This window comes from Micromonospora sp. NPDC049203 (assembly GCF_043197215.1).
GTDB lineage: Bacteria > Actinomycetota > Actinomycetes > Mycobacteriales > Micromonosporaceae > Micromonospora.
In genome coordinates, this window is sequence record NZ_JBICSV010000002.1 from 106,588 (window position 1) to 121,430 (window position 14,843).

At 74.0% G+C, this 14,843-nt stretch carries 11 protein-coding genes; 7 read left to right on the top strand and 4 right to left on the bottom strand.

Annotated features, from left to right (window positions below; translation table 11 throughout):
- Positions 1-4: 4 nt before the first annotated feature.
- The 7 genes from uxaC to ACGFIA_RS05220 all read left to right on the top strand — a co-directional run bounded on the left by uxaC (position 5) and on the right by ACGFIA_RS05220 (position 8,230).
- Positions 5-1,438, top strand: coding sequence for a glucuronate isomerase (uxaC, locus tag ACGFIA_RS05190; protein ID WP_393258707.1), 1,434 nt, complete (start codon positions 5-7; stop codon positions 1,436-1,438).
- Positions 1,435-2,736, top strand: coding sequence for an enolase C-terminal domain-like protein (locus ACGFIA_RS05195; RefSeq protein ID WP_357383209.1), 1,302 nt, complete (start codon positions 1,435-1,437; stop codon positions 2,734-2,736). The genes uxaC and ACGFIA_RS05195 overlap by 4 nt, the downstream gene beginning before the upstream one ends.
- Entirely contained in the window at positions 2,727-4,211 is a 1,485-nt protein-coding gene (locus tag ACGFIA_RS05200) for a mannitol dehydrogenase family protein (RefSeq protein WP_357383207.1), read from the top strand. Before ACGFIA_RS05195 ends, ACGFIA_RS05200 begins: the two co-directional genes overlap by 10 nt.
- Positions 4,212-4,278: 67 nt before the next feature.
- Positions 4,279-5,421, top strand: a complete 1,143-nt coding sequence (locus tag ACGFIA_RS05205) for a Gfo/Idh/MocA family oxidoreductase (RefSeq protein WP_357383205.1) — start codon at positions 4,279-4,281, stop codon at positions 5,419-5,421.
- Between the two features lie 27 nt (positions 5,422-5,448).
- Positions 5,449-6,792, top strand: a complete 1,344-nt coding sequence (locus tag ACGFIA_RS05210) for a polysaccharide lyase family 1 protein (RefSeq protein ID WP_393258710.1) — start codon at positions 5,449-5,451, stop codon at positions 6,790-6,792.
- A 246-nt stretch (positions 6,793-7,038) separates the two neighbouring features.
- Entirely contained in the window at positions 7,039-7,497 is a 459-nt protein-coding gene (locus tag ACGFIA_RS05215) for an ATP-binding protein (RefSeq protein WP_393258712.1), read from the top strand.
- Positions 7,498-7,504: 7 nt separating this feature from the next.
- Complete coding sequence (locus ACGFIA_RS05220) at positions 7,505-8,230, top strand: HD domain-containing protein (RefSeq protein WP_393258714.1); 726 nt, start codon at positions 7,505-7,507, stop codon at positions 8,228-8,230.
- Between the two features lie 270 nt (positions 8,231-8,500).
- On the opposite strand, the gene ACGFIA_RS05225 is transcribed toward ACGFIA_RS05220, so the two are convergent.
- From ACGFIA_RS05225 to ACGFIA_RS05240, 4 genes are all read right to left on the bottom strand, one after another.
- Complete coding sequence (locus ACGFIA_RS05225; protein WP_393258716.1) at positions 8,501-8,989, bottom strand: barstar family protein; 489 nt, start codon at positions 8,987-8,989, stop codon at positions 8,501-8,503.
- Positions 8,990-9,047: 58 nt separating this feature from the next.
- The gene (locus ACGFIA_RS05230; protein WP_393258718.1) at positions 9,048-9,488 is read right to left on the bottom strand and encodes a ribonuclease domain-containing protein; all 441 of its coding nucleotides are present in this window, start codon (positions 9,486-9,488) and stop codon (positions 9,048-9,050) included.
- Between the two features lie 187 nt (positions 9,489-9,675).
- Positions 9,676-12,585, bottom strand: coding sequence for a M36 family metallopeptidase (locus tag ACGFIA_RS05235; RefSeq protein WP_393258720.1), 2,910 nt, complete (start codon positions 12,583-12,585; stop codon positions 9,676-9,678).
- A 136-nt stretch (positions 12,586-12,721) separates the two neighbouring features.
- Positions 12,722-14,842 carry a DEAD/DEAH box helicase gene (locus tag ACGFIA_RS05240; RefSeq protein WP_393258722.1) on the bottom strand — a complete coding sequence of 707 codons (2,121 nt, stop codon included), beginning with the start codon at positions 14,840-14,842 and terminating at the stop codon, positions 12,722-12,724.
- Position 14,843: the final 1 nt, after the last annotated feature.

Here is a 14,843-nt window from a genome sequence, read left to right on the forward strand (position 1 = left end):
CCCCGTGCCGATCATCTCCCCCAGCGACCTGCTGCTGCCCGCCGAGCCCGGCCTGCGCGCCCTGGCGCGCGAGCTGTACGCGCTCGCCGCCCAGCAGCCGATCATCTCCCCGCACGGGCACGTCGACCCCGGGCTGCTGGCCGAGGACCAGCCGTTCCCCGACCCGGCCCGGCTGCTGATCGTGCCCGACCACTACCTGACCAGGATGCTGCTCAGCCAGGGCGTACCCCCGGCCGACCTGGGCGTGCCGAGCGTCGACGGCAGCCCGGTGGAGACCGACGGGCGGACCGTCTGGCGGCGCTTCGCCGCGCACTGGCACCTGTTCCGCGGCACCCCGTCACGGCTGTGGCTGGAGCAGACGTTCCGGAACGTGTTCGGCGTCGACACGCCGCTGGGCCCGGCCACCGCCGACGACGTCTACGACGCGCTCGCCGCCCGGCTGGCCGAACCGGGGTTCCGGCCCCGGGCGCTGTTCGAACGCTTCGGCATCGAGGTGCTCGCCACCACCGAGTCGCCGCTGGACGACCTGGGCCGGCACGCCAAGCTCGCCGCCGACGGCTGGGGCGGGCCGGGTGGCCGGGTGGTCACCACGTTCCGCCCCGACGACGTGGTGGACATGGAGTTCGGCGGCTGGTCGGCGAACGTGGACCGCCTCGCCGAGGTCTCCGGCGAGGACACCGGCACGTACGCCGGATACCTGGCCGCGCTGCGGGCCCGGCGGGAGGCGTTCGCCGCCGCCGGCGCCACCTCGTCCGACCACGGGCACCCCACCGCCCGTACCCTCGATCTCAGTCCGGCGCAGGCCGCCGCGCTCTACGACAGGGGCCGGCGCGGCCTGGCCGACACGCGCGACGCGGAGGCGTTCCGGGCGCACATGCTGCTGGAGTTCGCCCGGATGTCGCTCGACGACGGCCTGGTCATGCAGCTGCACCCCGGCGCGGTCCGCAACCACAACCGGTGGCTGCACGCCCGGCACGGCCGCGACGTCGGCGGGGACGTGCCGCAGGCCACCGAGTACGTGCACGCCCTCGCCCCGCTGCTGGACGCGCACGGCAACGACCGCCGGCTCACGGTGGTGCTCTACACGCTCGACGAGGACACGTTCACCAGGGAACTCGCGCCGCTCGCGGGCGGGTACGCGGCGTTGCGCCTCGGCGCGCCCTGGTGGTTCCTGGACTCCCCCGAGGTGCTGCGCCGGTTCCGGGAGGCGGTCACCGAGACGGCCGGCTTCTACAACACCGCCGGGTTCGTCGACGACACCCGCGCGTTCTGCTCCATCCCGGTACGCCACGACGTGGCCCGCCGGGTCGACGCCGGATTCCTGGCCCGCCTCGTCGCCGAGCACCGCCTGACCGGGGACGAGGCCGCCGAGACCATCGTCGACCTGGCGTACCGGCTGCCCAAGCAGGTCTTCAAGTTCGGAGGTGGACCCGCATGACCACAATCGTCGACGTCGAGGTGCACGACGTGCGCTTCCCCACCGCCGCCAGCGGCGACGGCTCGGACGCGATAAACCGGGGCGACTACTCGGCCACGTACGTGGAGCTGACCACCGACGGCGGCCCGACCGGCACCGGGTTCACGTTCACCAACGGGCGGGGCAACGAGATCACCTGCGCGGCGGTCCGCGCGCTCGCCCACCACGTGCGGGGACGCACCGTCGCCGAGATCGCCGCCGAACCGGTCGCGTTCTGGCGCTCCCTGGCCGCCGACGTGCAACTGCGCTGGCTCGGCCCGGAGAAGGGCGTCATCCACATGGCCACCGGCGCGCTCGTCAACGCGGTCTGGGACCTGCGCGCCAAGCTGGCCGGCAAGCCGATGTGGCGGTTCCTCGCCGAGATGCCCACCGACGAGCTGGTGGCGACAGTCGACTTCCACCACATCACCGACGCGCTCACCCCCGACGAGGCGGCGGCCATCCTCGACAAGGGACGCGACGGCCTGGCCGACCGGCTCGCCGGGCTGGAACGCGACGGGTTCCCCTCGTACACCACCTCGGTCGGCTGGCTCGGCTACCCGGACGAGCGGGTGCGCGCGCTGACCCGCGACGCGTACGCCGCGGGGTGGCGCGCGATGAAGATGAAGGTCGGCGGGCGGATCGAGGACGACCTGCGGCGGGCCCGGATCATCCGGTCCGAGATCGGCCCGGACGCGCTGCTGATGATGGACGCCAACCAGGTGTGGGACGTGGACGAGGCGATCGCCGCGATGGGCGTGCTCGCCACTGTCGACCCGTACTGGATCGAGGAGCCCACGCACGCCGACGACGTGCTCGGGCACGCCCGGATCGCCCGCGCGGTCACCGAGCTGACCGGCGGACGCTGCCGGGTCGCCACCGGCGAGGTCGCCGCCAACAAGGTGATCTTCAAGCAGCTGCTCCAGGCCGAGGCGATCGGCGTGATGCAGGTCGACGCCTGCCGCGTCGGCGGCGTGGACGAGGTGCTCGCCGAACTGCTGCTGGCGGCGAAGTTCGGCGTGCCGGTCTGCCCGCACGCGGGCGGTGTGGGCCTGTGCGAGTACGTGCAGCACCTCGCGATCTTCGACCACCTGCGGGTCGGCACGAGCCTGGACGGCCGCATGGTCGAGTACGTCGACCACCTGCACGAGCACTTCACCGACCCGGTCCGCACCCGGGGCGGCCGCTACCTGCTGCCCACCGAGCCCGGCTACAGCTCCACCATGCGCCAGGAGTCGATCGCGCGGTTCCGCTTCCCGGACGGCCCGGCATGGCGCTGACCCCCGGCCGGCTCGGCCTGGCCACGCTGCGCCACCTGCCGCCGGAGTCCCGGCCGCTGCTGCGCCCCGGCACCGTGCCCGCCGGCATCGTCCACCTCGGCGTCGGCGCCTTCCACCGCGCCCACCAGGCCGTGCACACCGAGGCGGCGGTCGGCGCGGCCGGCGGCGACTGGGGCATCGTCGGCGTCGCCCCGCGCAGCACCGACGTGGTCGACGCCCTCGCCGCGCAGGACTGCCTGTTCAGCGTCACCACGCTCGCCCCCGACGCCGCGGCGACCCGGGTGGTCGGCGCTCTCGCCGGGGTACGCCACGCCGCGAGCGACCCGGACGCGGTGTCCGGCCTGCTCGCCGACCCGGCGATCCGGGTGGTCACGCTGACGGTGACCGAGAAGGCGTACCGGCTCGACCCGGTGACCGCCGCGCTCACAGTGGACGCGGACCTGACCGCCGACCTCACCACCGGCCGTCCCCCGCGTACCGTGCCGGGTCTGCTGGTGCGCGGGCTGCTCGCCCGCGCCGCCGCCGACGCCGGGCCGATCGCGCTGGTGAGCTGCGACAACCTGCCCGCCAACGGGCGCCGGCTGCGCGGCCTGGTGGAGCAGTGCCTCGCGCTGGCCCGGGTGCCGGACGCGAGCGCCGAGCGGGTCCTGGCGGCAGTGACCTGCCCCGGCACCATGGTCGACCGGATCGTGCCGGCCAGCACCGACGAGACCCGGGACACCGCCCGGCGGGCGCTGGGCGTGACCGACCTGGCGGCGGTCGCCGCCGAACCGTGGTCGCAGTGGGTGATCGAGGACGACTTCCCCGGCGGGCGTCCGGCCTGGGAGCGGTCCGGCGCGATCCTCACCGACGACGCCGGCCCGTGGGAGCGGCTGAAACTGCGGGCGCTGAACGGCGTGCACTCGGCCATCGCGTACCTGGGCGCGCTGGCCGGCGCGGAGACGGTGGCCGAGGCGCTGGCGCTGCCGCACCTGGAGGCGGTGCTGCGGCGGCTGCTCGCCGAGGAGATCACGCCGAGCTTCACCCCGCCGCCCGGCGCCGACGTGACCGACTACGGCGAGCAGGTGCTCGCCCGCTTCGCCAACCCCGCGATCCGGCACCGGACGACGCAGGTCGCCATGGACGGCTCGCAGAAGCTGCCGCAGCGGGTGCTGCACACAGTCGCCGACCTGCGGGCGGCCGGCCGGTCGGCGCGGTGGAGCGCGCTCGTGGTGGCCGCCTGGCTGCGGTTCCTGCTCGGGTACGCCGACGACGGCCGGCCGCTGCCGCTGGACGACCCGCTCGCCGACCGGCTGCGTGCCGCGCTGGCCGCCGGAGCGCACACTCCGGCCGGGGTGGTCGACGCGGTCTTCGCGCTGCGCGAGGTGTTCCCGGCCGACCTGGCCGACGACGACGAGTTCCGTGCCGAGGTGACCGGCTGGCTCACCGCCCTGGAACGTCACGGCGTCCGGGCCACCCTGGCGGACGCCCGGTGACCGGCGGCATGCCGGGTGGGCGGCGACCCGCCGAGGGCACCCGGTGAACGGCGGCGGGCCGCCGCGCGTGGCACTGGTCGGGGCGAACGGGCACGGCCGCTGGCACCGCCGGACCATCGGGGAGCTGCACGCCGCCGGGCGGGCGCGGCTGGTCGCACTCGTCGACGTGCGCCCGCTGGAGGCCGAACCGGACGCGCCGGTCCCGCCGGAGACCGGCGTGTTCACCGACCACCGGGACATGCTCGCCGAATCCCACCCTGACGTGGTGGTGGTCTGCACGCCGCCACACACCCACCTGCCGATCGCGCTCGACGTGCTCGCCGCCGGGGCGGACCTGCTGCTGGAGAAGCCGCCGGTGCTCGACCTCGCCGGACACCGTGCGCTCCGCGCCGCCGCGGGTGCCGCCGGCCGGGCCGTGCAGGTCAACTTCCAGGCGCTCGGCTCGGCCGCGCTGACCGAACTGACCGGCGCGCTCGGGCGGCTCGGCCCGGTCACCGGCATCGCCACGCTCGCCGCCTGGCAGCGCCCGGACGCCTACTACGCCCGCTCCCCCTGGGCCGGACGGCGGTCGCTGGACGGCCGCCCGGCGCTGGACGGCGCGCTCGCCAACCCGCTCGCCCACGCGCTGATGCAGTGCCTCGCCGTCGCCGAATCGGTCACCGGCGCACCCGTCCGCAGGGCCCGGATCGAGGTGGAGCGCTACCGGGTCCGCCCGATCGAGGTGGACGACACCACCGTGCTGCGGCTGACCCCGCACGCCGGGCCGCCGGTGCTGGCCGCGCTCACCCTCGCCGCCGAGGAACACGTGGCCGGGGAGGTGCTGGTCACCGGCGAGCGCGGGCAAGCGGTGCTTGAGTACCCGACCGACCGGCTGCGGCTACCCGGCGACGACACGCTCCGCCCGGTGCCCGGCCGCCGGGGGCTGCTGGCGAACCTGCTCGACCACCGCGCGGACGGCACGCCGCTGATCGCGCCGCTGGCGCGTACCGAGCCGTTCACCGCGGTGCTGGACGCGCTGCGTGACGCGCCGCAACCGGCGCCGCTCGGCGGGGACCTGGTGCGCGAGGCGGGCGACGGCCCGCAGCGGGTGCTGATGGTGCGGGGTATCGGCGCGGTGCTGCGGGCGGCGGCGGAGACCGGCGCGCTGCCGTCCGAGGCGGGCGTGCCGTGGGCGGTCAAGCCGTACGTGGTGGACCTGCCGGTGCAGTGAATGTCCCTCGACAGATCGGACCGAGTCATGCGTACCCGAACCGCAGTCGTCGCGGCGCTGACCGCCGCGCTCGTCCTCACCACCGCCGGCCCCGCGCCGGCCGCGCCCGGTGAGCCGTCCCGGGCTGCCGAGCTGATCGGCCGCCAGGCCCTCGCCGCGAACGACGGCTGGGCCGCCGCCGGCACCGGCACGACCGGCGGGTCGGCCGCCGCGCCGGACCGGGTACGCGTCGTGCGTACCCGCGCCGAGCTGGTCGCCGCGCTCGGCGGCGACAACGCCACGAACGCCGCCGACGCCACCGGAAAGATCGTGTACGTGGCCGGAACCGTCGACGGTTTCGAAGGACCGGACGGCACGCCGCTGGACTGCGCCGACCTGGCCGACCCGGAGTACTCGCTGCCCGCCTACCTGGCCGCGTACGACCCGTCGACGTGGGGCCGGGCGAACCCGAGCGGGCCGCTGGAGGCCGCCCGGGTGCGGTCGGTGGCCGCGCAGACCCGGCAGACCCAGATCAACGTCGGGCCGAACACCACTATCGTCGGGCTGCGCGGCGCCCGGCTCACCGGCCTGACGCTGATGATCGACCGCGCGGACAACGTGATCGTGCGCAACATCGAGTTCGCCGACGCCCGGGACTGCTTCCCGGCCTGGTCCCCCACCGACGGCGACACCGGCAACTGGAACTCCCAGTACGACCAGATCTCGGTGCGGCGCAGCGAGCACGTCTGGATCGACCACAACACCTTCACCGACGGCGACAACCCGGACAGCGCCCAGCCCGTCCACTTCGGCCGCCCCTACCAGGTGCACGACGGCTCGGTGGACGTCACGCACACGGCCAGCCTGGTCACCGTGTCCTGGAACCGGTTCACCGGGCGGGACAAGGTGATGCTGATCGGCTCGTCGAACACCGTCGGCCCGGACGTGGGCCGGCTCAACGTCACGGTGCGGCACAACCTGTTCGACGGCACGCTGCAACGGCTGCCCCGGGTACGGTTCGGCCAGGTCGACGTGCACAACAACCACTACCGGCTCGGCGGCCCCGGCTTCGCGTACGCCCTCGGCGTCGGCGTGCGGTCCGCGCTGTACGCGGAGAACAACTTCTTCACCCTCACCGGCGACACCACTCCGGCCGACCTGCTCTACGACTGGGGCGGTACCGCGCTGACCGAGCGGGGCACCTGGGTCCGGCAGGGTGACCGCCCGGCCCGGCCGGTGGACCTGCTCGCCGCGTACAACGCCGCCCACGATCCGGACCTCGGCGGCGACGCCGGGTGGACGCCCACGCTGCGCGCCGCCCGCCCGCTGCCGGCCCCGCTGGTCCCGTACGTCGTCGACGTCTGGGCGGGCGCCGGGAGACTGCCGCTCTGACCTGCGCCCGAGCGCACCGATCGTCGTGGGCCGGCGTCCCCTCGGGGGTCGCCGGCCCACTGTCGTCGCCGCCTTCGCCGGGCCGCCGGCTGACACGCCGCCCTCGATGCGCGATGATCACCTTGACGGACACCGCCGCCGGGGGAATGAACCGGCGGCCACCGGGGACAACAGGGTGAGAATCAGGCGGTGACAGCGCGAGTGGGCGCCCAGGCCCGGGGACGGGCACGGGACGGAGGGCCGGACGTGACGGGTGAGACATCCGGCGACGTCGGCCCGGTCCTCACCATCGATCTGCCGGCCGACCCGGCCCGGCTCGCCGGCACCCGGGACCGGCTGCGTGCCTGGTTGCACGCCCAGGGCGTCGGCGACTGGGACGTCGACACCGTCCTCATCGCCACCGGCGAGGCGTGCGCCAACGCCATCGAGCACGGCTACCGCTTCGCCGCCGAGGGGATCACCACGCTGCGGGCCGAGCTGCGCGGCGACCGGCTGGAGGTCGAGGTACGCGACCAGGGCGGCTGGCGCCCGGCCGACGGCGACGACACCGGCGACCGGGGCCGCGGGCGGCTGATCATGGCGCGGGTGATGGACGAGGCCACCATCGTCGGCACGCCGGAGGGCACCTGCGTACGCCTGGTCAAGCGCCTCACCCGCGACGTGAGCGGCCCGGCGGTCCCCCAACCTAGCGAAGATCAGCTATAAGGGACGCATGGAGTTCCCCGCGTACCTCGCCACCATGCCGATGCACGCGATCACCGAGATCCACGGTGAGCCCGGCCTGCTGGCCCGGTTCCGGCTGGAGATCGAGGCGTTCGACGAGGCCGACCGCGAGCGGTTGACCGAGGCGCTCGACCTGGCCGCCGATCTGCACCGCGACGACCGGCGGGTACGCGAGCCGTACCTCAACCACCTGCTGCGGGTGTCGATCCGGCTGATGCACCACTACCAGGTGCGGGACGTGGACGTGATCGTCGCCGGGTTGCTGCACGACGCGGTCGAGGACCACCCCGCCGAACTCGCAGGGCTCGACCCGGATGCCGGCGCGGACGCGACCCCGGCCGCGCTCGCCGCGCTGTCCGACCGGTTCGGGGCGCGGGTCGCCCGGCTGGTCGCGGCGGTCACCAACCCGGCGTACGACCCGGACCGCGACCGCGACGAGCAGTACCGGGAACACGTGGCGGCCAGTCTCGAACGGGAGCCCTGGGCCCGGGTGATCAAGGTGTCCGACTTCACCGACAACGGCGTGGGCGTGATCCACACGGTCGGGCCGAAGGTGGCCCGCGCCGCCACGAAGTACCGTCCGCTGGTGCCGGTCTTCCGCGACCTGGTCGCCCGGCCGGACACGCCGTTGTCGGCACCGGTCAAGCAACACATCCTCGCCCAGCTCGACCTGGCCGAGGAGCGCTTCAGCGCCATCCTCGACCACCCCACCTGAAGCCCCCGCCCCCTCCCCTCGCCCGCCCCGCCCCGCCCCGCCCCGCCCCGACGATCATGAAGTTGACCGCCCGGAGAGCGCTCCCCACCCCCGCCAACTTCATGATCACCCCGTTCCCGACCCCTGGCCACCTCCTCCTGGGCGTTGATCAAGGAGTTTGGGTCACCGTGGGAGCCGGATCCGGACGCAAACTCCTTGATCACTCGCCGGTTCCGGGCGCCTGTGCGGCCTGCTGACGGCACGTTCGAGGTCGGCGCGGGGGTCGCTGGGTCAGCGGGTGGCGGGTGGGCCGCCTACCCGTCCGCCCAGCACCGCGGCGACGCGGGCGCGCAGGGCGGACAGCCGGTCCGTGTCGTCGCGCAGCACCACCCGGAGCGTCTCGTGGCCACCGGCGGCGACCGCGCCGAGCACGTCGAGCAGCGTGCCGAGCTGGGCGGGCGGCTCGTCGGCGAGCAGGTCCGCCGCGTCGGACACGACCACTGTCAGCGGGCCGGCGTCGAGGCGGTCGGCGAGCGCGTCGGCGAGGGCGTCCCAGTTGCGGCCGTACCAGCCGGGCAGTGCCAGCACCCCGGCCAGCGCCTCGTGCAGCCCGGCCCGGGTGCGCGCCTGCGTGCCGGACATCAGCACGCCGCCCGGCAGCGCCCCGCCACCCGACTGCGGGTCACCGCCCGAGCCGGGTACGGCCACGCCACCGCCCGGCGCGGGCGGCGCGCCGTCGTACACGAGCCAGGCCGGTGCATGCGGGGACGCCGCGCCCATGTTTCCGTCCTTTCCCGACGGCGCCGGCCGGGGTGACCCCGGCCGGCGTCGAGGCTGCTCAGAGCCGGTAGAAGTTGGCGTAGTGGTCGGGTGAGAACCAGGTCGCCCCGGTGCTCTTGTTGACCACGATCCGGTACGCGTCCCGGGAGGCGTTGCAGGCGCGCGGGTAGACGTCGTACTCGTAGTAGGTGGCGCCGGCAGGCAACTGCCCCTCGTAGTTGTAGAACCGGCCACCGGCGAAGTTCCACTGGCCGCCGCTCCACGAGTACCAGCCGCGGCTGGTCGGGAAGCTCTTGGCCGACCAGCCGGACCGCGCGGTGCGGGCGTCGGCGCAGCGGGACTGCGTGCAGGAGCCGTAGACGGCGGCCACGGCGGGCTCGGCGAGGCGGGTGGAGACCGTGGACGGTGCGACGAGCGCGGCGGCGGCCACGGCGGTGACCAGGGCGGACGCGGCGAGGGCGCGGCGTACGCGGGTGACGGCGGCGCGGAACGGGGTCAAGGGATCCTCCTTGAACGGGACGACAGCGCATCGACCGACGTTGATGGCCGGTCGATGCTCAGTCTGTCGGGGATCCTGCCCGCGGTACAGCCCCGATCGGGCGACGACGCCCCGAACCGCGCGTGAACACACGGCGGCGGGTGCGGACGGGCGACCCGAGCCGCCCGTCCGCACCCGCCGCGTGGAGCTAGTGCGGGAACGCCTGGAACTCGGCGATCCGCACGTTCTGCGCCTGCGGGCTTGCGGTGGCGCAGTCGGTCGCCGCCTGCGGGTCGTCGTCCTGCTCACCGGCGTAGTCCGGTGCGCCGGTGCACTGGTTGGTCAGCACCTCGACGCGCAGGTGCGTGGCAGTGGTACGCGGGATGTCGAACGACCGCATGATCAGCTCGGGCGCCCGGGGACGCGGCGCGACCGCCGGGAAGGCGTCCGGCGCGCTGGTGTGGACCGGGCGGAAGTCCGCCGCGTCGGCACAGGTCACCGGCCCGGCCGCGGTGCACGCGAGGACCCGGAACTGCCGCACCGCGGAGTACCGGCTCTGGGTGCCGGCGTCGGCGTCACCGGCCACCGGCGGGCGCAACATGGCGCTCACCTGCACCCGGCGTACCTGCTGGACACCACCGGCCAGGTCGACGGTGACCTGCCGGCCGGCGACCGGCGCACCGAGCGCGGCCCAGTTGGTGGCCTCGTCGTCGTCGGCGATCTGCGGCAGGTTGATGCCGTCACCGGTGACAGTCGCGCCCGCGGCGGCCGAGGCCAGGTTGGGTCGCAACGCCACCGGCAGCGTCCGGTTCTGGCCCGCCTTGACCGTCACCGGACCGATCCGGGTGTGGCCGTAGCCGGGTGCCCGCACCACGAACTCGTATGTGCCGGGCACCAGGTCCACCCGGTCGGTCAGCGGCGTGGCCGCGTCGGTGTCCGCCACCGGCACGGCCCGCGCCTGGTAGCGCCCGACGAACAGCTGCGCCCCGGCGACCGGTCCGCGCTCGCCGACCGGCAGGAACCGCAGCGCGGCCTCCCGCGCGTACGGCGAGGTGAAGCCCGGCGTGGGGTCGGCGTCGGTGTGCCCGACGCTGGCCGCGCCCTCCCCCAGGCCGCGCTTGGCGAACGCGTTCCACAGCAGGTCCTGGTTGGCCCCGCCGAAACGGATCCGGTCGGCGGCGAGCATCGCGTCCCGGGCGTCGACCATGCTGACCTGGCTGACCGACATCAGCAGGAACGAGTCGAAGACCAGCTGGATCCAGCGCCGGTTGCCCGGGCAGGCGGTCACGTCGCGGGCACCGGTGGCGCACGCCTTCTGGACGGCCGGGGTGCCGCTGCCCCAGCGACGCATCATGGCCGCGCGGATGTCGGTGTTCGTGGCGCTCCACACCTCGCCGGAGGCGTGCACCTGGAGGCCGGCGAGATCGTAGTCGAGCGAGCTGTAGTTGAGCGGGCTGTCGCTCATGTTGTAGTTGCGGATGCCCGCGTTCGGGTCTCCGGTGGTGTACTCGCCGATGGTGAAGCCGCGCCGGCCGGGCGCGGCGTACCCGTGCTCGAACAGGTACTCCATGGCGAGTTGGTCGGACCAGCTCTCGCTCATGCCCTGCGGCGAGCTGACGCCGGCACTCGGGCCGGCGATCATGCGGTTGGAGACCGCGTGGCCGTACTCGTGGGCGATCACCGACATGTCGAAGTCGCCGTCGACGCAGGGCGCGTAGAACGAGCCCGCGATCGGCTGCCAGAGGTACATGTTCGTGGTGGGCGCGACGCCGTCCGGCGGGGTGATCTGGTTGGCGTTGTTGCGGGCCGCGAACGTGGGCGGGCCGCCGCTGACGCCGCCGGCCTGGGCGTTGCCCTGCTCGGGGTCGTTACCGAGCCCGCCGCGGCCGAGGTTGTCCTGCTGCATGTTCCAGGTCTCCTCGGTGAACCCGAGGTGGTAGGTCCAGTCGTGCATCCGGTTGTGCATGGCGAACAGGTTCGCCCGCGCCGCGTCGATGTCGTTCGCCTGCGGCGAGGTGAACACCGCCGGGTTGCAGCGCTGCTCCTGCCACTGGTTCGTCCACGGGTAGTCGTACCGGCGGTCCGGGCGCGGCGTCGCGGGCTCGGTGCCGACGCTGAACGGGTCGTTGCTGTACCAGTTCCGCACCGCTGTCGCGTTGTTGCCCTTGGTCGTGGTGGTGGACTGGCCGGTCGCCGGGTCGACGTCCCACGCCGGGTGCCCGGGCACGCCCACCACCTCGTCGCAGCCGCGCGCCGGCACGGCACACCACCGCTTGCGGGTGTCGACCGAGGACCTGTCGACACGCGGCGAGTTCGGGAAGACCTCCCACGAGGGGTGGTCGGCGTCGTGGTCGATCAGGTCCTCGCGGACCAGGACGGTGCCGTCGCGGGCGTCCACGTAGGTCGAGTAGGCCGCCGGGTCCGCGCCGGTGGTGTCCGCGCCGAGGACCACCTCCCACGCCGCGCGCGCCCCCCGGTCCGCGGTGGGCACCGCCACCAATGAGGTACGCACGACCCGCGCGTCGGCACGGCCGGCGTCGGCGATAGCGGCGGTGCGGGCCTGCTCGGCGCTGATCGTCGCCGGGGCCGGCGTACCGGCGTCGCGGGCGAGCGAGGAGCTGACGTGCCACACCGCTCCGTCGCGTACGCCGACCGACAGCATGCCGTCGACGGCGGCCGGCAGGTCGCCGAAGCGCTGCCGGAACAGCACCGTCGCGCCCTGCCCCATCGGCGCCACGGTCAGCAGCTCCAGCGCGGCGGCGCCCTCGGCGGTCAGCCCCAGCACGTCCCGGTTCGCGGCGACGTACGCGCGCGCTGCGGCGGCCGGGTCGGCGGGCAGGCCGGTGGCCAGAGGCTTGCCGGTCGAGGTGAGCGTGGCCGGCGTACCGAAGTCGGTCCAGCGCACGCGCGCGCCGAGCGCGGCGGCGCGGTCCCGCTGCCGCTCGGTGGCGGCCACGCGGCCCTTGCGGTTGTCAGTGGCCTTGGTGTCGTGCCGGTCGCCCGGCAGGTGGTCGGGTGGCGCCTGGGTACGGGCCTGTTCCCGGGGTGCCGCCTGGCCGCCGCCTGCGGCGGTCAGGACCAGCCCGGCTGCCATGAGCAGCGCGGTGGTCCCCGTCAACGCACGGGATGGTGTGCGCACGGTCCCTCCTGTCATCGTCGAACGGCGATGTCCGTTCCGCCATCCGACCAGGACGATCGACGCGCCGACACCAGCCGAACATCCATAAATGTTGCTGCGTCGATTTCTCTGCGGATCAGAGGAGATGTGTCACGCGCACCGGCTCGGCGAGGATCGCCTCCGCTCCTGGAAGGTCGGCGAGCCGCGATGCCAGGGTGGCGACGGCGAGCCGGTGCGGCAGGGCGGCGCTGAACTTCAGGCCGGTCACCGCGCGATCGTCCACGAAGGGCAGGCACAGCCGACTGGCTGCCGTATCGATTCCGGCGCGCAACTCTTCGCGCGTCAGGCCGGCCCGCAAGCGGATCGAGGCGTCGTCGGGACGCTGGGTCGGGTCGGCCAGTTCACTGAGCGTCGACACGAGGGTGGTGTTCGCCCGGTAGCCCGCCCACGTCCACCACCGTGCCTCGCCGTGTCGATCCCGCACCACAAGCGTGCCGCCCGGATGGACCAGCGCCGTGTGTTCCTCGCGCAGACCGGCCAGCCGGTCGGTGGCACGTCCGGTCATCGCCACTGGCGGATCCGCGCCGAGGAGAACCTCCCGCATCGCCCGGACCATCCGGTACGAGCGCCCGGTCGGCGTCCCGCCGCTCATCCAGAGAGCCTTTCCGCCGCTGTCCGCAGGCTCGACGAAGCAACGGTGGCGCTTCCAGTCGATGTGGGTCACCCGCCAACTGCGCCCACCGAGCAGCAGCAGACGTGGCCCCTCGACCCGGGACGTGAGGAGAGCCGGGTCCGTGCGGCCGATCTCGGTGCGGCCCGAGATCACCGTGAACTGGGGCGGTGCCGTGAAGACCGCCAGCATGTCCATGAAGTGCCGCCGGCCGTAGCGCCGTTCCGCCTCCGGGCCGATGAACAGCATTCCGGAGTCCGAGTCGAGGTATCCGTTGTCAACCAGGTGCCGCACGATCGGTTCGGCGCCGCTGTCGAACGGCGACAGGTCGTTCCACTCGTGCCGCCAGAGCCGGTCGCCGACGCGGTGCTGCTGCAACGCCAGCGCGAGCATCTGCTGGGCCACGATGTGCCGTGGTTCGGGGGGCGGCACGACCTCCTCCACCCAGCCCTGGCTCCAGAGGTGCAGCAGCGCGGTCGCCTGTAGCAGCCCGTCGCCGTCGAGGGCCAGAAACAGGCAGTTCCTCATGGTGCCGGAGCGTCGTCCGGTCCGGCCGATTCGCTGCAGGAAGGCGGCGACGGTCCTCGGGGCGCCGATCTGCACGACCCGGTCCAGGTCACCGACATCGATGCCGAGTTCGAGGGTGCTCGTGGCGACGATGACGCAGTCGCGTTCCTGCGCGAACGCCTCCTCGGCGCGACGCCGCTCGTCCACCGACAGCGAGGCGTGCGACAGGAAGGTGGTCACGCCGAAGCCGCGCAGCCGCTGTCCTAGCTCCTCGACGAGCGCCCGGGACTCGCAGAACACCAGCCGCTTCTCCCCCCGGTGCAACGCGGCCAGCACCTTCGCCGCGTTGTGCACCGAGCCGACGTAGTCGACCTCGACCTCGCCGGGCGGACGCCCGCCGCCCCCGGAGGCAGGCGGCGGCGCGGGCGCGACGACCTGGCCGGGAGCGCGGTCGCGGCCGGAACCCTGCAACCAGGCCAGAAGGGCGTCGGGGTTGCCGACAGTCGCGGACAGGCCGACGCGCTGGATGGGGCGTCCAGCGACCCGGCTGAGACGTTCCAGCACGGCAAGCAGGTGCCAGCCCCGATCGTCCCCCGCGAACGCGTGCACCTCGTCCACCACGACCGCCCGGACGCCACGGAAGAACTCGTCGTGGTCAACCGTCGCACTAACCAGCATCGACTCAAGGGATTCGGGTGTGGTCAGCAGGACATCGGGCCGCTCCCGCACGATCGTCCGCCGCCGTGCCGTGCTGACGTCACCGTGCCACAGCGCGGCCCGCCGCCCCAGCCACCCGGTGTACGCCTCGATCCTGGGCAGCAGGTTGTTCAACAACGCCTTGAGCGGGCAGACGTAGAGCACCGACGTGCCGGACCACTGCTCGTGCGCCATCCGCGAGAGCAGCGGGAAGAGCGCCGCCTCCGTCTTTCCGCCCGCGGTGGGCGCGAGGACGAGCGCATCCGACCCGCCGATCAGCGGCCGCACCGCCGCCTCCTGCATCGGTCGCAGGCCCGGCCACTGCAGCGAGTTCACGATGTGGTGCAGGAGCACCGGATGGAGCAGCTCGGCGTCGTTCGCCATG